Raw genomic sequence first — 17,006 nt, forward strand, 5'->3', positions numbered from 1 at the left:
CGCCCGCGGGGCGGGGCGCCGGCAACCAAACGCCGCCCCCCGCGGCGGTGGGGGCCCGGGCCCTGGCCGCGCGTGGCCATGGCCCGCCGGTCTGGGTCCATGGCGACGTCGCCTCGGGCAATCTGCTCGTCGAAGATGGCAAGCTCTACGCGGTCGTCGATTTCGGTAGTTCGGCTATCGGCGATCCTGCCTGTGATCTGGTGATCGCGTGGACGGAATTTTACGGCGAGAGCCGTCAGGCGTTCCGCGACGCCATTGCCCTTGACGAGCACAGCTGGGCGCGCGCACGGGGCTGGGCGTTGTGGAAGGCGCTGATCGTCGCTTCGGGACATGACGGCAACCAGCGCGAGGCGGAAAAATCGTGGCGGGTCATCGATGAGGTGCTGGCGGATCACACAAAACAGTCGAAGCGGGAAGGCTAATTCAGTCTGAACGCGTCCCGCTCTAATAACGAAAGCATTACTGCCCGCCCATCTCCTTCCTGAACGTATCGAAATCGACCTGCATGCCGTTGAAGATGGTGCTCCAATGGCGGGTCAGCGCTGAAACGGCGACCGCCTCCTGGATCTCCTCGTCGGTGGCGCCGGCGCGCTTGGCGTTCTGCGTGTCCGACCAGATACAGTAGTTGCACGGGATTTGCGCCGCTACTGCCAGCGAGATCAGCGACTTGACCTTCGGCGGCAGCGCCGTCTTGTCGCTGAGCTGGATGGCCTTGACCTCGGCCCATGCACCAGGCAGACCGACTTTCGGGAACTGCATTACGAAACTCGGTACGCCGCCCATGGTCGACTGGATGTCCTTGACGGTCGCGTCATACTCATCGGCATAAGAAGGAGCTGCAGCCAGGGTCAGCACACAGGTGGCGGCGAGCAGGCAGGCGCGGCGGATGGAAGAATGCGTTGATGAAAGAGTACGATAGGCAGACATGACATTCTCCTCTGGCGTTTGTTGGCCTTACGGTGTAAGGTAACGTCGAAAATGAACCTTACAGCGTAAGTTGTCAAGCGGCACCATGGACACATCGATCAAAAAAAAGCGACCGCGCGGCCGGCTGTCTCGCGAGATGATCGAGGATGCCGCTTTGAAGGTGATCGAGAGCGAGGGCCTCGCCGGGTTTTCGATGCGCAAGCTGGCGGCAGAACTCGGCTGCGAAGCCATGAGCATCTATCACCACTTTCCTTCGGTGGCGCATCTCTTCGAAGCCTTGGTGGATCGGCTGATCGGCTCCCTCGAAATGCCCGACGCGGACCTCCCTTGGCGACAAAGGTTACGCATTGCCGTGCAGGATTTCCGCCGCGTCGCGCGTGAGCACCCGGCCTTTGCCACGTTCCTTGTAACCTACCGGATGAATTCGCCGACCTGTCTCACTTGGCTGAACGGCATCCTTGGCCTGTTCGAGGCCGGCGGCTTCGGACCGCAACTGGGTGCGCGGCTGTTCCGCACCACCGGCTATTATCTGATGGGTGCCATCCTCGACGAGACTGCCGGCTATGCAAAGGGGCCTTCGGCCGTGACCATCGTCAGCGACGAGCAACTGGCGCAGGATTTTCCAAAAGTAGCTGCGGCCGGGCGTTATTTCGGCACCGCCGAATTCGACCGGACGTTTGATCTCGGCCTTGACATGCTCCTGGACGAAATGGAGCGCGCCCGCGACGGCACCATCGCGCCGAATACCGGGACTTGACCTCATGCGCTCCCTGTTCGCCCTGATACTGCTCATCGGTACCGGCATCGGCGTCGTCTATCCCTGGGCGATGACCAATTTCTCCGGCCGTGAGATCGGCACCTGGCGGGTTTACGACCAGGGCCGGTTCAAGCCGGTGACCGTGCCCCTGAGCGCACGCGACGGGCCGCTACGCGTGCTGGTCGACCTTACGGCGAGAGCCGAGCGCATCGTCTCGCAACAGCGCACTGTGCTGACCCTGACTGCCGCCGCCAGCGGCAGGACGGTGCTCGCCTCGACGCTGCAGTTCAACCACTCCGACAATCCGCGCCAGGTCAGCCCGCAACTGCCGGACAGGATCTTTCGCGACGAGGCCGGCCTGATCCCGACCATTACCCCTGGTTCCTACATCTTCACCGTCGGTCCGGGCGACGCCGAAGGCATTCCGATGCGGGCCGTCGATCTCGTCCTGCGCTCGGGTGCCGGCGAGGTCGACCGCCGGGCCCACCCGGTCGGTTTTTCCCTGATGGCGGCCGGCCTGGTCGGGCTGGTGCTGGCATTCCGTTTCGGCGGCCGTCGGCCGGAAAATCCGAACTCGCAGCCGCCACCGCCGCGCTGGGGCAGGGGCTCCAATTGAACTATCGCCATGCCTACCATGCCGGGAACTTCGCCGACGTCGTCAAGCATGTCGTGCTCAGCCGGCTGATTGAATATCTGAAACAGAAGGACAAGGCGTTTCGGGTCATCGACACCCATGCCGGGATCGGCCGTTACGATCTGTCCTCGACCGAAGCGCAAAAGACCGGCGAATGGCAAGGCGGCATCGGCCGGCTCGTCGATGCGGCCCTCGATGCGCCGGCGGCAGCACTGCTGGCGCCGTATCTTGAAGCCGTCCGCTCGCTCAATCCGGACGGCGGCGTGAAAAAATACCCGGGTTCGCCGCTGATCGCCCGGCACCTGATGCGCAAGCAGGACCGGCTGTCGGCGGTCGAGCTGCATCCTAAGGATGCCGCCAGGCTGAAGTCGCTGTTCGACGGTGACTTCCAGACCCGGGTGATCGAGCTCGACGGCTGGCTGGCGCTCGGCGCGCATCTGCCGCCAAAGGAAAAGCGCGGCCTCGTGCTCATCGATCCGCCTTTCGAGGAAGAGGGCGAATTCGGTCGCTTGGTCGACGGGCTGCAAAGAGCCCATCGGCGCTGGCCAGGAGGGATTTACGCGCTGTGGTATCCGCTCAAGGACCGCAGGGCGGTCGCCGCCTTCCGCAAGGCGCTGAAGCAGACGGGCATTTCGAAGCTGCTCGACATCGGTTTTGAGATCAGGCCGGACGCCGTCGAGCCGAGCCTCGACGGCTGCGGCATGGTGGTGGTCAATCCGCCCTTCACGCTGGAGGGTGAGTTACGGACGCTGCTGCCGGCGCTGCACCGGCTGCTTGCACTTGAGCAGCCGTCGCACTGGACGCTGGATTGGCTGGCGGGAGAGTAGTTTGAGGCGTGGCCCTGCCGTTCCGTCAGCGCAACCATCGTCACCACAACCACGGTCGCTACAACCGCTTGACCGCGCGTCAGCGAATCCGCACAGTGCGCGCAGTCGACCTTGAGAGGCTGCCATGACTCGCTTCGCCCAATCCGCCCTTGCCGCACTGCTCGCCTTTTGCACGCCGCTGGCCGCGCCTCTTGGCGTCACCCAGGCAGTCCAGGCGGCCGACCTTGCAATCTATACCGACGAGGATAGCGGCGTCTGCGGCGAGGCCTGGGTGCTGAACAAGATCACCGACCGCTTCTCCTATCAGGTGCATCACGTGCCGCATCTGCCGGATGTGCAGATCGTCGACTTCCAGCGCATCCACCAGCATCGCTATCTGCCGGCCGACGACACCTGGCCGATCGGCCGCCGTTATTGCGGCGCCACCGTCAGCCTCTCCGACGGCGGCGCTCGCACCATCTGGTACCTGATCGAAGAAGGCCAGGGCTTTGCCTCGATCGGCGACAATGTCGAATTCTGCGTCTCGGGCTTCGACCGCTGGATGGTCTACAACGGCCGCTGCCGCGTCCTGCGCTGACCAGCGCTTTCCGATCCCGACGGATTGTTGCGTCACTTAGGTGGTCGAGAAAAGGAACACCTGACGGCCATCAGGATCACGGACGATCACACGTCGGCCCATAGCCGTCGCCTTGACGTCCGCAATGATTCCAAGGCCGTTGGCCTTGGCGGCAGAAGCAGCTTCATCTGCGTTGGCGACTTCGAAGCCGATCATCGTTCCCGCTCCTTCCGGCGTCGTTGCTTCTGCCGGGTAGAGTTCGATCGCAAGCCCTTCACCTTGGAACGCGAAATGTATCGGACCGGAGCCATGCTGCTCTTGCCTGAAGACAATTCCAAAATTCGCGTAGAAAGCCGCGGCTGATCTGGGATCAGCCGAAAACCATGTGACAAATGCCAAGCTCGGCAAGGAGGACATTCATACCTCTCTGGTGTTGAGGGTCCAAGGTCGGACGAGGTTGCGAAAATCGGAGACTTCCATGCATGTCAACGCCAACCGACCACATCGATCATTTTGCGGGGGAAACAGCACCACATGGATTCGCTTGTTTATACTGTTGCTCACGGCGCGGTCGTTGCAGGCTTCGTCCAGGGGCTTTCCGGGTTCGCTTTCAGCCTGGTTGCCATGTCGATTTGGGTTTGGACCGTGGAGCCCCAGCTTGCTGCTGCCATGGCGGTCTTTGGGGCGCTCACCGGTCAGATCATCGCTGCCGTCACCGTCCGCCGGGGTTTTGATCTCAGGCTTCTGCTGCCCTTCCTGATCGGCGGGACCTTAGGGATTCCGGTCGGTGTCGCCATCCTGCCCTTGCTGGATGTGCAGTTGTTCAAGCTGGTCTTCGGCGCGCTGCTGGTCGTTTGGTGTCCCTTGATGCTCTTTGCGCGTCGCCTCCCTCCCATCACGGTCGGAGGTCCTGTTGCAGACGGCGCAATAGGTCTGGTCGGCGGCATCATGGGTGGACTTGGCGGCTTCACCGGCCCGGTTCCAACGCTGTGGTGCGTGCTGCGCCAATGGGAAAAGGACAGGCAGCGTATTGTTATCCAGAATTTCAACCTTGTGACCCTCTCCATGACGATGGCTGCCTATCTTGCGGCCGGAAAGATCAAGCTCGAAATGCTGCCGATGTTTGCCGTCGTCGCGCCGGCGATGTTGATACCGACACTCCTTGGCGCGAGACTCTACATCGGCGTTAGCGAGACGACTTTTCGAAAGATCGTCCTCACACTCTTGGCCGCATCAGGTGCGGCATTGTTGGCATCGTCCTTGCCGCACCTCATAATCCGGGTTTGAACGACACACAGAAATCCCGACTTCCGCCGTGCCATGCGCTATCGACCGATACGGCCCGCTCCCGATAGGTAGGCGCAGATCAGTTCGACGAGTTGCTTTTGCAGCTCCGGCGCGGCGAGCATGTTCCGGCGTGCCGCGTTGTGGATCACACCTTCGATCGCTGACGACAGCACGCGCGCCACGGCCTCCGTGTCGGCGCCTTTCCTTGGCTTGCGATAAGTGGCGACAGCAGTCGCATAGTGATTGAGGTATTGTGCCTGGAACGAAGCATGGGCGGCCCTGGAGCCGCGATCGCCCGGCGCCTTGTCGAGCAGCACCTGATGTAGTGTCGGGTGAATGCTGTGCGCGGCGATCATGCCGCGCACCAGCTCCTGCGCGAATTTCCTGAGCGGCTTTTGGTCTTCCGCCGAATCGCGAATGACTGACAGCACATGATCGAAGTGACGGCGCCGGACGGCGGCGAGCAGGGAAAGCTTGTCGGGAAAATACTGGTAGAGCGTGCCGATGCTTACACCTGCTGTCTCGGCAACCTTGTTGGTGGTGAAGCCGGCCCACCCCAGCCCGCTCAGAACATGAGCCGCCGCCTCGATGATCGCCTCGACGGTTGCCCTGGAACGCGCCTGGCGCGGCTGTTTGCGCATGCGCGGATGCGGTTTTGCAATGCGAGTAGACACGTTCGCCCATTCTCCTGAAAATATAAACAACATACTCGCATTTCCGGAAAAGGACACCGACCATGAATACGCTCGCTCTGCTTCGCAGCCTGTTTGCCTATCAGGTCTGGGCCAATGAGGAACTGCTGGAAAAGCTGGCGAATCTCGACCCGCATGTTCACGGCAAGGAACGGCAGGCCGTGATACGGCTCGTCGATCACAGCCATCTGGTGTCGCGGATATTCTCGGCGCACCTTGTTGACGCAAGCCATGGCTACTCCGCCGACACCACCGAGGACACGCCGGCGTTCGACGAACTTCGCGCCGCGGTCGCAGCGACCGATCGCTGGTATCTCGATTATCTCGAAACCGTTTCGTCGCGGCAGCTGTCCGAGCCCGTCGCATTCGTGTTCACCGACGGGGATAAGGCATTGATGTCGCGACAGGAAATGCTGACCCACGTCGTACTGCACGGCGGCTATCATCGCGGTGAAGCGGGGCGCATCCTGGCGCAGATTTCGGTCATGCCGCCATGGGATACCTTCGCCGTCCATCTCCACAGGGCCGAGCCTTCGCGCCGGCTGCAGATGAGCCGTGAGCCGCTCGGCGCCTGAACGGCCGAGCGCATTCGATCACGCGGTCGGCTCGACCGGATCTATCGAACGATATCCTGTCCTTCAGAAATGCGAGCTGTCTGCTTACTTTCATCGCGTCGTGCAAGATAGTGCAGCGGCGTGCTCGTCGCGTTGCTTCCTACTTACCTGTAGTTTATCGTTTCGAACAAGACGAGGCGGGCGACCGCCTTCGCTCTTGACAATGTTCGCGCTGAGCGTCGGACGTTGAAGCGCAAAGCTGGTCGAAAAGGTCCTGAGCTTGACGAGAAGACCGGTCGAGATAGAGCGACCAGAATTTCTGTCGCAGGACTTCGCTGCGGGACACAAAGATTCGCAGCCGGTTTTTGCGCGGGTAAAATGGTCGCGCGCTCGCCGTAACCGAAACTTAAGCTGCAAAAATCATTCTAATGCTTCGCTGGCTAGCAAGCCGCGAGTCAGATATGCAATGCGCGCCGGGTCAATAACGGCCGTCGGCACAACGGAAGGGGCATGATATGGCTAAGCAGTCATCCAAAGCGCCGGCATCCAAGGCACCGGCAAAGAAAGCACCGGCAAAAGCAGCCGCGGCAAAGGCCGCAACTGCTGTGAAGAAAGCAGCACCCGCGGCCAAAGCGAAAGCCGCCGCGCCTAAGGCAAAAGCAGCGCCGGCCAAAAAGCCGGCCGCCAAGGCCGCGGCAAAACCGGCCGTGAAGAAAGCAGCACCTGCCAAGGCGAAAGCAGCACCGGCCAAGGCCAAGGCTGCACCGGCCAAGAAGCCGGCTGCAAAGGCCGTGGCGAAGCCCGCTGCGAAGAAGGCAGCACCGGCAAAGGCCGCCGCTGCGAAATCTTCTGCAGCAGTGAAGAAAGCAGCGCCCGCGGCCAAGCCGAAGGCAGCGCCCGCAAAGGCGAAGGCCAAGAAGTAGTCGCCGTTCTCCGATCGCCGGGGACAGTACTCAAGACAGCCATGGCGGGATGCCTAATAGGCGCCTCGCTTGCTGGCTGACGGTCGGGCAGGACGAGAAAGAGGCGGGAGGAAGACATCTTTTCGCAGCTCCCAGGACTTCGCCGTGCGGCGAAGTCCGGTGGGATTTTTGTGGCTGCCAAAACCAAACCTTCGGTGCAAGGCCTAGTTGGTAGTTGCTCGGATCTGGATTGTCCGACGTGCTCGCGTCTGCCGACGCACCTCCGATTCATCGCATCCGAACGCGAGACAATGGTTGTACGCTGGCGGCGCGGTTTTCCGCCTCTGGCCGTTGATGAACCCTGCATGATCGGTCAACGGTGCCCATGCACGAGCCCCTGTCGGAATCGATTTTCGGTGAGGGTCATGCACGAAGTCACAATGCTACCGCATCCTTTGCGCGTCCAATGGGGCATATGGAGCTGTAGCCGGCAAACAGGAATCGACAATGCCCAGACTGCTCTACGCGTCTACTTCTCCCTACAGTTCCAAGGTGCGCATGGCAGCACTTCATGCCGGCATCGCGGTCGATCTCGTGCCGATAAAGACCGAGGAAAGACCGGCCGCGCTGATCGGCGCCAATCCGCTCGGCAAGATCCCGGTGCTGGTGCTCGACGACGGCCGCTCGGTCCATGACAGTCGCGCCATCACCCAGCATCTCAACCGGATGTCGAAGAACGCATTGTTTCCGCGCAATCCCGACAAGCGCCTCGAGGCGGAGGTGCTGGAGGCATTGGCCGACGGCATCTGCGACTGCGCGCTGTCGATGGTCTACGAGCGGCGCACACGGCCGGAAGAGATGGTCTACCAGCCTTGGCTCGAGCGCCAGTGGACGAAGATTTCGGACGCGCTCGATCTGCTCAACGCAAACCCGCCGAAGCTGCCGAAGAAAATCACCCTCGGCCAGATCGCATTGCGCGCCTGCCTCGGCTATCTCTCGCTGCGCTTCGCTGGAAAATGGGAAAAGGGCCGCGGCCGGCTGACGCGCTGGGCGGCACGCTTCGACGAGAAATTCCCGGAGCTGAAGCCCGCCATCCCGGCTTGAGGGCGGGCGGCCCCAACCGGTGCCACAAAAAAAGCCGGGCGCGAGGCCCGGCTTTTTCGTGTCGTGGCTTGGACGACTTAGAACTTCATACCGACGCCGAAAGTGACGCGATTGTCGGTCGACTTGACCTTGCCGATACCGTCGAAGTCCTTCCTGCCGAAGTCCGTGTAACGATACTCGACACGGCCGAACACATTGTCGGTGATCTTGATGTCGGTACCGACGCCGGCTGTCCAGCCAAACTGCGTGTTGGTGTCGCTTACGCCGGCAGCTTCAATCTTCTGGTTCTTCAGCGCGCCACCGGCGGTGCCGTAGAGCAGGATGTCCGGGGTGACAGCGTAGCCGAGGCGGGCACGCAGCGAGCCCTCGAAGCCACCCTTGGCCTCGATGCCGGCATCGTCGCCCTTGACGCCGTTGTAGCCGATATCGGCTTCGGCACCGTAGACGAAGTTCTCCTGCTGCCAGTTATAGCCGCCGAAGACGCCGCCGACAAAACCCTTGGTGTCGACGTCGACGCCAATGTCTTTGGCTTTGGCGTGGCCAGCGAAGCCGTAGCCGACGCTCACACCGGCATAGGGACCGGCCCAGGATGCGACCGGAAGTTCTGCGATCGGGGCAGGTGCCGGCGGCTCTTCCTGAACCACGTCCGCGGCATAGGCGGTTCCGCCGAGGGCGAACAGCCCAAACGCCACCGCGAGCGGTCGCGCAAATTTAAGATTGGCTTGCATTGTTCTTTACTCCTTAAGCCACAGGACACAGGCTTGTTGTTTATGAGCGCCCTCAACCCGTCCGGGGGATGAAACGGATCCGGCGTTCAACGGTTCCAAATGTCGTGTCGAAATGCGGCTGAAGCGAACCTGAACTTGGGTCATTCCCTGGCACGAATGAGGCAGAACCTTGACGTTGCATCTTCGCAACAGCGAATGTCAGCAGGTTCGCCGTGCTGCACTGCACACGGCTTGGTGTAAGGGCTCCAGAGCCCTATATTGCGGGCGGGCTGGCCCGAATTCCGGTCGAGCCAAAACGCCCACCGGGCACTTTGCCACAATCCTGCCCCAGGTGGAAATGGGATTTAACGCTTGGCGGGCCATAATTTGCCGGCGCGATCCCGGCAGGCCGGAATCGGCATCGGATTAAGGATTGACAGATGAGCAAGGTCGCCGCGACGGCACTGGTGACGGGCGGTGCGAAACGGATCGGCAGGGCGATCGTCGAAGATCTTGCCGCGCATGGTTTTGCCGTCGCCATTCACTGCAATCGCTCGCTGGCCGAGGCGGAGGCACTGGCGGCCGAAATCAACAGTGGTCATTTTGGTCGACATGGCCGGGCCGCAGTGATTGCTGCCGACCTGACCGAGATGGACGCCGTCAGCAACCTGGTCGGTCGCGCGGCGGCGGCGCTCGGGCCGGTGTCGCTGCTGGTCAACAACGCCTCGCTGTTCGAGCACGACAGCGTTGAGGATTTCGACTGGCCGGCCTGGGATCGCCATTTCGCCATGCACGTCAAGGCGCCGGCGCTGTTGGCACAGACTTTCGCCCGGGCCTTGCCGCAGAACAGTGAGGGGCTGATCGTCAACATGATCGATCAGCGCGTCTGGCGGCCGACGCCGCGTTATTTCTCCTATGCGCTGTCGAAGTCGACGTTGTGGGCGGCGACCGAGATGATGGCGCAGGCGCTGGGTCCCCGCATCCGTGTCAACGCCATTGGTCCTGGCCCGACCTTGAAGAACACGCGCCAGCACGACAGCGATTTCGATGCTCAGATTGCCGGGCTGATCCTGAAACGCGGCCCGGAATTGCCGGAATTCGGTGCCACTATCCGTTATCTCTGGGCGGCACGCTCGGTCACCGGCCAGATGATCGCGCTTGACGGCGGCCAGCATCTTGCATGGCAGACGCCCGATGTGACAGGCATGACGGAATGAGCCCCATGGACCAGAAACAAAAAACGCGCGGTGGCGCCGACGACCTGCCGCCCGAAATCGACCTCGAGGACGAGGCGGCCGAGGAGGTCGTCGAGCCTGCAGCCAGCGGTCCGGACGTTACCTTCACCGCCATCGACTGGACCCCGCATGCCGGCGACGCCGACGGCATGGTCGGCGCCGAGGTGATCCAGACGCTGGTAAAGCGGCTGCCCAATGCGCCCGGCGTCTACCGCATGATGAATGCCGCCGGCGACGTGCTCTATGTCGGCAAGGCACGCAGCCTGAAGAAGCGGGTCACCAGCTACGCGCAAGGCCGGTTCCACACCAGCCGTATCGGCCGCATGGTGCGCGAGACATCGACGATGGAGTTCGTCGTCACCCGCACCGAGATCGAAGCGCTGCTGCTTGAAGCCAACCTCATCAAGCGCTTGCGGCCACGCTTCAACGTGCTGATGCGCGACGACAAGTCGTTCCCCTATATCCTGTTGACCGGCGACCATGTCTCGCCCGGTATTTACAAGCACCGCGGCGCGCGCTCGCGCAAGGGCGACTATTTCGGCCCCTTCGCCTCGGCCGGCGCAGTTGGCCGTACCATCAACTCGCTGCAGCGCGCCTTCCTGCTCAGGAGCTGCACCGACTCCTTCTACGAGAACCGCACCCGGCCTTGCCTTTTGTTCCAGATCAAGCGCTGCGCCGGCCCGTGCACCGGCGAAATCTCGCACGGCGACTATGCAAGGCTTGTCGCCGAGGCGAGGGATTTTCTCTCCGGCCGCAGCCAGAAGGTGAAGACGGAGATCTCCGCCGCCATGCAGCAGGCTTCGGAGAACCTCGATTTCGAACGCGCCGCCATCTATCGCGATCGGCTGGCGGCGCTGTCGCATGTGCAGAGCCATCAAGGCATCAATCCGCAGACCGTCGACGAGGCCGATGTCTTCGCCATCCATCAGGAGGGCGGCCAGGTCTGCATCCAGGTGTTCTTCTTCCGCACCGGCCAGAACTGGGGCAACCGCGCCTATTTTCCCAAGGCCGATCCGGCGCTCGAAGCCGGCGAGGTGCTGGGATCGTTCCTGGCGCAGTTCTACGACGACAAGCCGACGCCACGCACCATCCTGTTGTCGCATGGCGTCGAGGACCAGGAATTGCTGGCGGAGGCCCTCTCCACCCGCGCCGGCCGCAAGGTGTCAATCTCCGTGCCGCAGCGCGGCGAGAAGAAGGACCTGACCGACAACGCGCTGCAGAACGCGCGCGAGGCGCTCGGCCGGCGGCTCGCCGAAACCTCGACCCAGGCGCGGCTGCTCACTGGCTTTGCTGAGACCTTCGGCCTGGAAAAACCGCCGGTGCGCATCGAGGTCTATGACAACTCGCACATCATGGGCACCAACGCCGTCGGCGCCATGGTCGTCGCCGGGCCGGAAGGTTTTGTGAAGAACCAGTATCGAAAGTTCAACATCCGCTCGACCGAGATCACGCCGGGCGACGATTTCGGCATGATGCGCGAGGTGATGCAGCGGCGCTTTTCGCGGCTGTTGAAGGAACATGGCGACGCCCCGCAAACCGAGGGCGCGGGCGAGGCGAGCCCTACCGAACCGGGCGACGATATCGAGGACGCGGGCGGCTTCCCCGCCTGGCCCGACGTCATCCTCATCGACGGCGGCCAGGGCCAGATGACGGCGGTGCGCGAGATCCTCGCCGATCTCGGCATCGAGGACCGCGTCGTGGCCATCGGCATCGCCAAGGGTCAGGACCGCGATGCCGGCCGCGAACGCTTCTTCGTCAAGGGCAAGGCCCCATTCTCGCTGCCCGTTCGCGATCCGGTGCTCTATTTCGTCCAGCGGCTGCGCGACGAGGTCCATCGCTTCGCCATCGGTTCGCACCGCGCCCGCCGCAAGAAGGAGATGGTCAAGAGCCCGCTCGACGAGATCAGCGGCATCGGACCCGGTCGCAAGCGCGCGCTGCTGATGCATTTCGGCACGGCCAAGGCGGTCAGCCGTGCCGCCGTCGAGGACCTGGTCAAGGTCGACGGCATTTCCGAGCAGGTGGCGAAATTGGTCTACAATCATTTTCACGAGAGCTAAGACGTATTGCCGACATTTCGGCTGGCTAATCGATTCTGGCCTGTTGACCCCCCACATTCGCTTCTGATTTGACTAAGCAGGCAGAAAGAGTTCCCAAAACATGGCTCAGCGCGCATTCAACCTGCCCAACATGCTCACCTATGCCCGCATCCTGGCGGTGCCGCTGGTGGTGCTGTGCTTCTTCCTGGAAGGGCATCTGAAATCGAGCGACTTCGCGCGCTGGTCGGCGCTCATCATTTTCCTGCTCGCCTCGATCACCGATTACTTCGACGGCTATCTGGCGCGCGCCTGGCAGCAGACCTCCAACATCGGCAAGATGCTCGACCCGATCGCCGACAAGCTGCTCGTCGCCACTTGCCTGCTGCTGCTTGCCGCCGACACCGACCGCCATGCCGGCATCGCCGGCTGGTCGCTATGGGCCGCGATCATCATCCTGTGCCGCGAGATCCTGGTCTCGGGCCTGCGCGAATATCTGGCGGCCTTGAAGGTCTCGGTTCCGGTGACGCAGCTCGCCAAATGGAAGACCACCATCCAGATGATCGCCATCGCCTTCCTGCTTGCAGGTCCCGCCGGCGACAAGATCTTCCCGCTGACCACCCAGACCGGGCTGGTGCTGCTGTGGATCGCAGCCCTGGTGACGCTCTACACCGGCTACGACTATTTCCGCGCCGGCCTCAAGCACATCATGGATGAATAAAATGTCGACGAAGCTCATCTATTTCGCCTGGGTGCGCGAGCGGATCGGCAGACCGGAGGAAGAGGTCGAACTGCCGGCCGGCATCGAAACGGTCGCCGACCTGTTGCGCTGGCTGAAATCGCGCGGCGAGGAGTACGAGAACGCGCTGCAATATCCTGACGTGATCCGCGTCGCCATCAACCAGGAACATGTCGAGCACCGCGAGAAGATCGCCGGCGCGCGCGAGATCGCGCTGTTCCCGCCGATGACCGGTGGCTGAACCATGTCCGCGGTGGTGCCGGTCGTGCGCATCCAGGCGGAGGATTTCGACGTCGCCGCCGAGATCGCCAGGCTGACCAGGGGTCGCAACGATATCGGCGCTGTGGTGACCTTCTCCGGCCTTTGCCGCGACGAGCAAGGCAGGCTCTCGGCGCTCGAGCTCGAACATTATCCCGGCATGGCGGAAGCCGAGATATCCCGCATCGCCGGCGAGGCAATCGAGCGCTGGCCGCTGCAGGGGCTCACCGCGATCCATCGCCACGGCAAGATCGCGCCCGGCGAAAACATCGTGCTGGTAGTGGCGGCTTCCGCCCACCGGCAGGCGGCGTTCGAGGCCGCGAATTTCCTGATGGACTATTTGAAATCACGGGCGCCGTTCTGGAAAAAGGAACACCATAGCGACGGTTCCGAGGGCGGCTGGGTCGACGCCAAGGATGCCGACGACAAGGCGGCGGGCCGCTGGAAGCAGCCGCCGTCGAAATAAATCCCTGCGACAGCCATCCATACCCGGCCAGCCATTCATTGACCGCAATCCTGCGAGACCCTTCGCCGGAAGGGGAGCAGGATCATGCTGGACAGGATCGCCGAGTTCTTCATCTTCGGACTGGTGCCGCTGGCCGTCGGCATCCTAGCCGTCCCGGATCATTCCGCGGCTGCCGAAAAGACCCTCAAGGGCGAGGTGATGTATCGCGAGCGCATCGCGCTGCCGCCCAATGCCGTGCTTTCCGTGCAGCTTGCCGACGTGTCGCTGGCCGACGCGCCGGCCGCAATCATCGGTGAGCGCAAGGTGGTGCCGGCCGGCCAGGTGCCGATCAAGTTCGAGATCAGCTTCGACCCGCAGGTGATCCGGCCTGATATGACCTACGCGCTGCAGGCGCGCATCACTGTCGACGACCGGCTGCTGTTCGTCACAGATGCGCGCCATCAGGTCGACCCGCTCAGCGACGCGCCACAGACCATCATGCTGAAAATGGCGGCGCCGAGCGATGCGCCGGCGGCAGCCTCGGTGTTCGGCCAAAGCTGGCTGGTCGAATATATCGACGGTGTCGGCGTGATTGCCGAGCCGCGGGCGACATTCCGCATCAGCGAAGCCGGCAAGGCCGGCGGCAGCGGCCCTTGCAACGTCTATTTCGCCACTGCCAAGGTAGACGGCTCGACGATCGCCGTCAGCGACATCGGCTCGACCTTCAAGGCCTGCGCGCCTCAGGTCATGGCCGAGGAAAAGGCGCTGTTCGAGGCGCTGGCCAAAGCAGCATCCTACCACGTCGACGCCGGCAAGCTTGTCATCGCCGACAGAGACGGCCGCGACATCCTGCGCTTCAACGCCGCGAGCTAGCGCTTAGTCCGCGCCGATTGGCCCGCGCGGCAGCCGCATGCCGATCACGTTGTGTTTCAGCGGGAATAGGCCGGGCAGGGGGCGCGTTAGTTCTTCATGAATGGCGGGTAAGGCAAAAGGGACGTTTGTCCCTTCGTTGAAGCCGCCAGAATGGCTGCGGCTCGTTCTGGCCTTAACTCAAAGGAGTCCAGACATGAAAACGCACACGCTTATCCTTGCCGCCACCGGTGCATCGCTCCTTGCCTTTACCGGCCTTGCCAAGGCGGACGACCATCTCGTCAATGCTCTTGACCACGGTCTCAAAGCGGACAGCCAACCGTTCCAGACCAACAAGGCCGGCCATAGCGGCGATCTCGCACCGGGGCAGGGCAGCCCGTTTTCAGGTGAAGAGACCAAGACCCCGTCCACCGACACGGAAGCGGCGAACGAACATGCGAACGTGAAGGAACGCGAGGCGAAATAGACTGGCAGAACCCGCCGCTAGGGGGCGGCGGGCGACATGTATCGGGCGACGATGCCGCATCTCATGCGATATTTCTCAATTCGTCGCGAGTTTGAATACCGCGCCATAGTGATAGGGCGGCACATCAACCAGCTCGGCGAGCTTGAACCCGCTCGCTTCCACCGACGCGGTGGTCTGTTCGGGTGACAGCCTCAGCTCGGTCTTTGGCCCGCGCGGCTCGCCCAGGACCGTGGTCTGCTCGCGCGGATACTGGTGCCAGTTGACGATGGCAAAACGACCGGCAGGGCCAAGCGTCGCGCGCACGGCGCGGGCAAGCCGCGGCCGATCCGGAACGCCGTGGAAAGCGTTGGCGATAAAGACGAAGTCGACGGTTTGAGGCACCAGCCTGGCAAGTTCATAGGCGTCGCCCGCCAAAAACTCGCAATTGCTCGCGCCTCCTTCGGCCAGCCGCCGCCTGGCGACTTCGAGCAGATCGGCATCAATGTCGATAGCGATTACATGACGGGCGACCCTGGCGATTGGCAGCGTGAACCAGCCGTCGCCGCAGCAGAGATCGACCACGTCCGTGCCGGGCTTCATGCCGACCGCCGCCAGGACGCTGGCGGGCTCGGGCCACAGCGCTTCCCACCAGCCGCCGGTTGGCATTTCGGTGCCTTGGAAGAAACCGGGAATGGTGCTGGTCATGGCCTGGTCGGCTCCATTGTCGGGACCGCGTTTGATCCGCCGCTCCGAGCTTAACGCACCCGTGACCCGTCGAGGAGCCTGAAGCTGAAAATGTCGGCTACTGCATGTCGCGCAAAACTGTGCAGCGGTTTTGCGATACCGATATGCATCAAGACAAGAAACCTGACACGCGTCGCAGGAGGCCGGTCGAACGCGACGCGCTTTAGCAAAAAAGGCCGGCGTTGTGCCGGCCTTCTTGATGGGGTTCGGGATGCCGGCTCAGCCGACGATCTCGGTGTCCGAGAACCAGTATTTGATCTCCTGCGCGGCGGTTTCCGGCGCATCGGAACCATGCACGGAATTCTCACCGATCGACAGCGCGTGCAGCTTGCGGATGGTGCCTTCGGCGGCGCTTGCCGGATTGGTGGCGCCCATCACTTCGCGGTTCTTGGCAATGGCGTTCTCGCCTTCCAGTACCTGCACGACTGTCGGGCCCGACGACATGGATTCGACCAGCTCGCCGAAGAACGGACGCTCCTTGTGGACGGCATAGAAACCTTCCGCCTCGCGGCGGCTCATCCACACCCGGCGCGAAGCGACGACGCGCAGGCCGGCATCTTCCAGTATCTTGGTGATAGCGCCGGTGAGATTGCGACGGGTCGCGTCCGGCTTGATCATGGAAAAAGTGCGTTCGAGCGCCATGGGATCGTCCTTGTCATGGAGAGTGGAATTGAGGGTGGCGGGCTCTATACAAGCCGCCCGCCGGCTTGCCAAGGGGAGGCCGGCGCAGCGCGCATTTCTGCGCTGGGGCGGCGGACTTTCAAGTCGAACCATGCCGCCGCTCATCTTTTTGTTGAGCATCGGATTTTCCAGAAACCGTACTCACTTTGGATCCGACCGACTGGGCTATAGCGCGTCGTCGTCAGCCTGACACAACGTCGTCATAACTGCATCTCGATCGTCAGGTTGGCCGTGTCGCCAGCCCCGAGGCCTTCGCGGACCCGCACCGCGGTCTTGATCGGCAAGAGCAGGCTGCCGGATTTCTGGTCGGGAAACAGCGATGTCCGCCATCTGGTCTGGCCGATGACGGCTTCCACGCCAAGCGAGCCCCAGGGCCTTGCCATCCCCACTATCGCCGTCTTGATCCGGGCTCCAAGCTCCGGCGGCAGCGTCACGAAATGCCAGCCGCCCTTGCCCGGATAGACCCAGATCTCGGCCTGCATGTCGTAGCGAAACATTCTATGCCCTTCCCTCAGGTCAAGCCCGTCACGACTGGCTTTGCCATGGTGTGTCTTGCTGGCAATGCTGACGATCGGCGAAACCATCCATGACATCCACAGCCCTGCAGGG

General features: G+C 62.6%; 23 protein-coding genes. 16 read left to right on the forward strand and 7 right to left on the reverse strand.

Annotation, left to right across the window (positions count from 1 at the left end; genetic code table 11):
* On the forward strand, positions 1-422 hold a 422-nt coding region (locus NKH28_RS24790; protein WP_352980639.1), incomplete at its 5' end, for a phosphotransferase.
* Between the two features lie 37 nt (positions 423-459).
* Here the strand turns inward: NKH28_RS24790 and NKH28_RS24795 are convergent.
* Entirely contained in the window at positions 460-927 is a 468-nt protein-coding gene (locus NKH28_RS24795; RefSeq protein ID WP_352980640.1) for a carboxymuconolactone decarboxylase family protein, read from the reverse strand.
* Between the two features lie 85 nt (positions 928-1,012).
* Between NKH28_RS24795 and NKH28_RS24800 the strand changes: the two genes are divergently transcribed.
* From NKH28_RS24800 to NKH28_RS24815, 4 genes are all read left to right on the forward strand, one after another.
* A complete protein-coding gene (locus NKH28_RS24800; protein ID WP_352501858.1) occupies positions 1,013-1,684 on the forward strand; it encodes a TetR/AcrR family transcriptional regulator in 672 nt (223 codons plus the stop codon).
* A 4-nt stretch (positions 1,685-1,688) separates the two neighbouring features.
* Positions 1,689-2,300, forward strand: a complete 612-nt coding sequence (locus NKH28_RS24805; RefSeq protein ID WP_352980641.1) for a hypothetical protein — start codon at positions 1,689-1,691, stop codon at positions 2,298-2,300.
* Entirely contained in the window at positions 2,297-3,145 is an 849-nt protein-coding gene (locus NKH28_RS24810) for a 23S rRNA (adenine(2030)-N(6))-methyltransferase RlmJ (RefSeq protein WP_352541655.1), read from the forward strand. The genes NKH28_RS24805 and NKH28_RS24810 overlap by 4 nt, the downstream gene beginning before the upstream one ends.
* Positions 3,146-3,269: 124 nt before the next feature.
* Positions 3,270-3,722, forward strand: a complete 453-nt coding sequence (locus NKH28_RS24815; RefSeq protein WP_023677684.1) for a hypothetical protein — start codon at positions 3,270-3,272, stop codon at positions 3,720-3,722.
* Between the two features lie 36 nt (positions 3,723-3,758).
* Here NKH28_RS24815 and NKH28_RS24820 read toward each other — a convergent pair whose 3' ends face one another.
* Positions 3,759-4,100 carry a VOC family protein gene (locus NKH28_RS24820; RefSeq protein ID WP_352980642.1) on the reverse strand — a complete coding sequence of 114 codons (342 nt, stop codon included), beginning with the start codon at positions 4,098-4,100 and terminating at the stop codon, positions 3,759-3,761.
* A 135-nt stretch (positions 4,101-4,235) separates the two neighbouring features.
* Between NKH28_RS24820 and NKH28_RS24825 the strand changes: the two genes are divergently transcribed.
* A complete protein-coding gene (locus tag NKH28_RS24825; RefSeq protein ID WP_352980643.1) occupies positions 4,236-4,988 on the forward strand; it encodes a sulfite exporter TauE/SafE family protein in 753 nt (250 codons plus the stop codon).
* Positions 4,989-5,026: 38 nt separating this feature from the next.
* On the opposite strand, the gene NKH28_RS24830 is transcribed toward NKH28_RS24825, so the two are convergent.
* Complete coding sequence (locus tag NKH28_RS24830; RefSeq protein WP_352771823.1) at positions 5,027-5,629, reverse strand: TetR/AcrR family transcriptional regulator; 603 nt, start codon at positions 5,627-5,629, stop codon at positions 5,027-5,029.
* A 95-nt stretch (positions 5,630-5,724) separates the two neighbouring features.
* Between NKH28_RS24830 and NKH28_RS24835 the strand changes: the two genes are divergently transcribed.
* The 3 genes from NKH28_RS24835 (at position 5,725) to NKH28_RS24845 (ending at position 8,240) form a co-directional block, all read left to right on the forward strand.
* Positions 5,725-6,255 (forward strand): DinB family protein, encoded by a 531-nt coding sequence (locus NKH28_RS24835; protein ID WP_352980644.1) that lies wholly within the window; start codon positions 5,725-5,727, stop codon positions 6,253-6,255.
* 494 nt (positions 6,256-6,749) lie between these two features.
* Complete coding sequence (locus NKH28_RS24840) at positions 6,750-7,157, forward strand: hypothetical protein (protein ID WP_352617675.1); 408 nt, start codon at positions 6,750-6,752, stop codon at positions 7,155-7,157.
* 486 nt (positions 7,158-7,643) lie between these two features.
* Complete coding sequence (locus NKH28_RS24845; protein WP_352472598.1) at positions 7,644-8,240, forward strand: glutathione S-transferase family protein; 597 nt, start codon at positions 7,644-7,646, stop codon at positions 8,238-8,240.
* Between the two features lie 77 nt (positions 8,241-8,317).
* Here NKH28_RS24845 and NKH28_RS24850 read toward each other — a convergent pair whose 3' ends face one another.
* Positions 8,318-8,968: an outer membrane protein gene (locus tag NKH28_RS24850; protein WP_292662341.1), complete on the reverse strand. Its 651-nt coding sequence runs from the start codon at positions 8,966-8,968 to the stop codon at positions 8,318-8,320.
* A 419-nt stretch (positions 8,969-9,387) separates the two neighbouring features.
* Between NKH28_RS24850 and NKH28_RS24855 the strand changes: the two genes are divergently transcribed.
* The 7 genes from NKH28_RS24855 to NKH28_RS24885 all read left to right on the forward strand — a co-directional run bounded on the left by NKH28_RS24855 (position 9,388) and on the right by NKH28_RS24885 (position 14,993).
* The gene (locus NKH28_RS24855; protein WP_352472599.1) at positions 9,388-10,164 is read left to right on the forward strand and encodes an SDR family oxidoreductase; all 777 of its coding nucleotides are present in this window, start codon (positions 9,388-9,390) and stop codon (positions 10,162-10,164) included.
* Positions 10,161-12,239, forward strand: a complete 2,079-nt coding sequence (uvrC, locus tag NKH28_RS24860) for an excinuclease ABC subunit UvrC (protein ID WP_352685006.1) — start codon at positions 10,161-10,163, stop codon at positions 12,237-12,239. Before NKH28_RS24855 ends, uvrC begins: the two co-directional genes overlap by 4 nt.
* Before the next feature lie 100 nt (positions 12,240-12,339).
* Entirely contained in the window at positions 12,340-12,936 is a 597-nt protein-coding gene (pgsA, locus tag NKH28_RS24865) for a CDP-diacylglycerol--glycerol-3-phosphate 3-phosphatidyltransferase (protein WP_352481786.1), read from the forward strand.
* 1 nt (position 12,937) lies between these two features.
* Entirely contained in the window at positions 12,938-13,195 is a 258-nt protein-coding gene (gene moaD, locus NKH28_RS24870) for a molybdopterin converting factor subunit 1 (RefSeq protein WP_023677674.1), read from the forward strand.
* 3 nt (positions 13,196-13,198) lie between these two features.
* Entirely contained in the window at positions 13,199-13,678 is a 480-nt protein-coding gene (locus NKH28_RS24875; protein WP_352472601.1) for a molybdenum cofactor biosynthesis protein MoaE, read from the forward strand.
* A gap of 84 nt (positions 13,679-13,762) precedes the next feature.
* Positions 13,763-14,530, forward strand: coding sequence for a YbaY family lipoprotein (locus NKH28_RS24880; protein WP_352472602.1), 768 nt, complete (start codon positions 13,763-13,765; stop codon positions 14,528-14,530).
* A 193-nt stretch (positions 14,531-14,723) separates the two neighbouring features.
* Complete coding sequence (locus tag NKH28_RS24885; protein ID WP_023677671.1) at positions 14,724-14,993, forward strand: hypothetical protein; 270 nt, start codon at positions 14,724-14,726, stop codon at positions 14,991-14,993.
* Positions 14,994-15,068: 75 nt separating this feature from the next.
* On the opposite strand, the gene NKH28_RS24890 is transcribed toward NKH28_RS24885, so the two are convergent.
* The 3 genes from NKH28_RS24890 to NKH28_RS24900 all read right to left on the reverse strand — a co-directional run bounded on the left by NKH28_RS24890 (position 15,069) and on the right by NKH28_RS24900 (position 16,894).
* Positions 15,069-15,677, reverse strand: coding sequence for a class I SAM-dependent methyltransferase (locus tag NKH28_RS24890; RefSeq protein ID WP_352617685.1), 609 nt, complete (start codon positions 15,675-15,677; stop codon positions 15,069-15,071).
* A 258-nt stretch (positions 15,678-15,935) separates the two neighbouring features.
* Positions 15,936-16,358 (reverse strand): nucleoside-diphosphate kinase, encoded by a 423-nt coding sequence (ndk, locus tag NKH28_RS24895; RefSeq protein ID WP_023677669.1) that lies wholly within the window; start codon positions 16,356-16,358, stop codon positions 15,936-15,938.
* Between the two features lie 239 nt (positions 16,359-16,597).
* Positions 16,598-16,894, reverse strand: coding sequence for a DUF1905 domain-containing protein (locus tag NKH28_RS24900; RefSeq protein ID WP_352980645.1), 297 nt, complete (start codon positions 16,892-16,894; stop codon positions 16,598-16,600).
* Positions 16,895-17,006: the final 112 nt, after the last annotated feature.

Source organism: Mesorhizobium sp. M1227, assembly GCF_040318315.1.
Lineage (GTDB): Bacteria > Pseudomonadota > Alphaproteobacteria > Rhizobiales > Rhizobiaceae > Mesorhizobium.

What these genes read in the sequence shown, in the direction of transcription:
- NKH28_RS24795 (WP_352980640.1), bottom strand. Translation starts at nt 927, where the DNA reads ATGTCTGCCTATCGTACTCTTTCATCAACGCATTCTTCCATCCGCCGC.
- NKH28_RS24800 (WP_352501858.1), top strand. Translation starts at nt 1,013, where the DNA reads ATGGACACATCGATCAAAAAAAAGCGACCGCGCGGCCGGCTGTCTCGC.
- NKH28_RS24805 (WP_352980641.1), top strand. Translation starts at nt 1,689, where the DNA reads ATGCGCTCCCTGTTCGCCCTGATACTGCTCATCGGTACCGGCATCGGC.
- NKH28_RS24815 (WP_023677684.1), top strand. Translation starts at nt 3,270, where the DNA reads ATGACTCGCTTCGCCCAATCCGCCCTTGCCGCACTGCTCGCCTTTTGC.
- NKH28_RS24825 (WP_352980643.1), top strand. Translation starts at nt 4,236, where the DNA reads ATGGATTCGCTTGTTTATACTGTTGCTCACGGCGCGGTCGTTGCAGGC.
- NKH28_RS24830 (WP_352771823.1), bottom strand. Translation starts at nt 5,629, where the DNA reads ATGCGCAAACAGCCGCGCCAGGCGCGTTCCAGGGCAACCGTCGAGGCG.
- NKH28_RS24835 (WP_352980644.1), top strand. Translation starts at nt 5,725, where the DNA reads ATGAATACGCTCGCTCTGCTTCGCAGCCTGTTTGCCTATCAGGTCTGG.
- NKH28_RS24840 (WP_352617675.1), top strand. Translation starts at nt 6,750, where the DNA reads ATGGCTAAGCAGTCATCCAAAGCGCCGGCATCCAAGGCACCGGCAAAG.
- NKH28_RS24845 (WP_352472598.1), top strand. Translation starts at nt 7,644, where the DNA reads ATGCCCAGACTGCTCTACGCGTCTACTTCTCCCTACAGTTCCAAGGTG.
- NKH28_RS24850 (WP_292662341.1), bottom strand. Translation starts at nt 8,968, where the DNA reads ATGCAAGCCAATCTTAAATTTGCGCGACCGCTCGCGGTGGCGTTTGGG.
- NKH28_RS24855 (WP_352472599.1), top strand. Translation starts at nt 9,388, where the DNA reads ATGAGCAAGGTCGCCGCGACGGCACTGGTGACGGGCGGTGCGAAACGG.
- uvrC (WP_352685006.1), top strand. Translation starts at nt 10,161, where the DNA reads ATGAGCCCCATGGACCAGAAACAAAAAACGCGCGGTGGCGCCGACGAC.
- pgsA (WP_352481786.1), top strand. Translation starts at nt 12,340, where the DNA reads ATGGCTCAGCGCGCATTCAACCTGCCCAACATGCTCACCTATGCCCGC.
- moaD (WP_023677674.1), top strand. Translation starts at nt 12,938, where the DNA reads ATGTCGACGAAGCTCATCTATTTCGCCTGGGTGCGCGAGCGGATCGGC.
- NKH28_RS24875 (WP_352472601.1), top strand. Translation starts at nt 13,199, where the DNA reads ATGTCCGCGGTGGTGCCGGTCGTGCGCATCCAGGCGGAGGATTTCGAC.
- NKH28_RS24880 (WP_352472602.1), top strand. Translation starts at nt 13,763, where the DNA reads ATGCTGGACAGGATCGCCGAGTTCTTCATCTTCGGACTGGTGCCGCTG.
- NKH28_RS24885 (WP_023677671.1), top strand. Translation starts at nt 14,724, where the DNA reads ATGAAAACGCACACGCTTATCCTTGCCGCCACCGGTGCATCGCTCCTT.
- NKH28_RS24890 (WP_352617685.1), bottom strand. Translation starts at nt 15,677, where the DNA reads ATGACCAGCACCATTCCCGGTTTCTTCCAAGGCACCGAAATGCCAACC.
- ndk (WP_023677669.1), bottom strand. Translation starts at nt 16,358, where the DNA reads ATGGCGCTCGAACGCACTTTTTCCATGATCAAGCCGGACGCGACCCGT.
- NKH28_RS24900 (WP_352980645.1), bottom strand. Translation starts at nt 16,894, where the DNA reads ATGTTTCGCTACGACATGCAGGCCGAGATCTGGGTCTATCCGGGCAAG.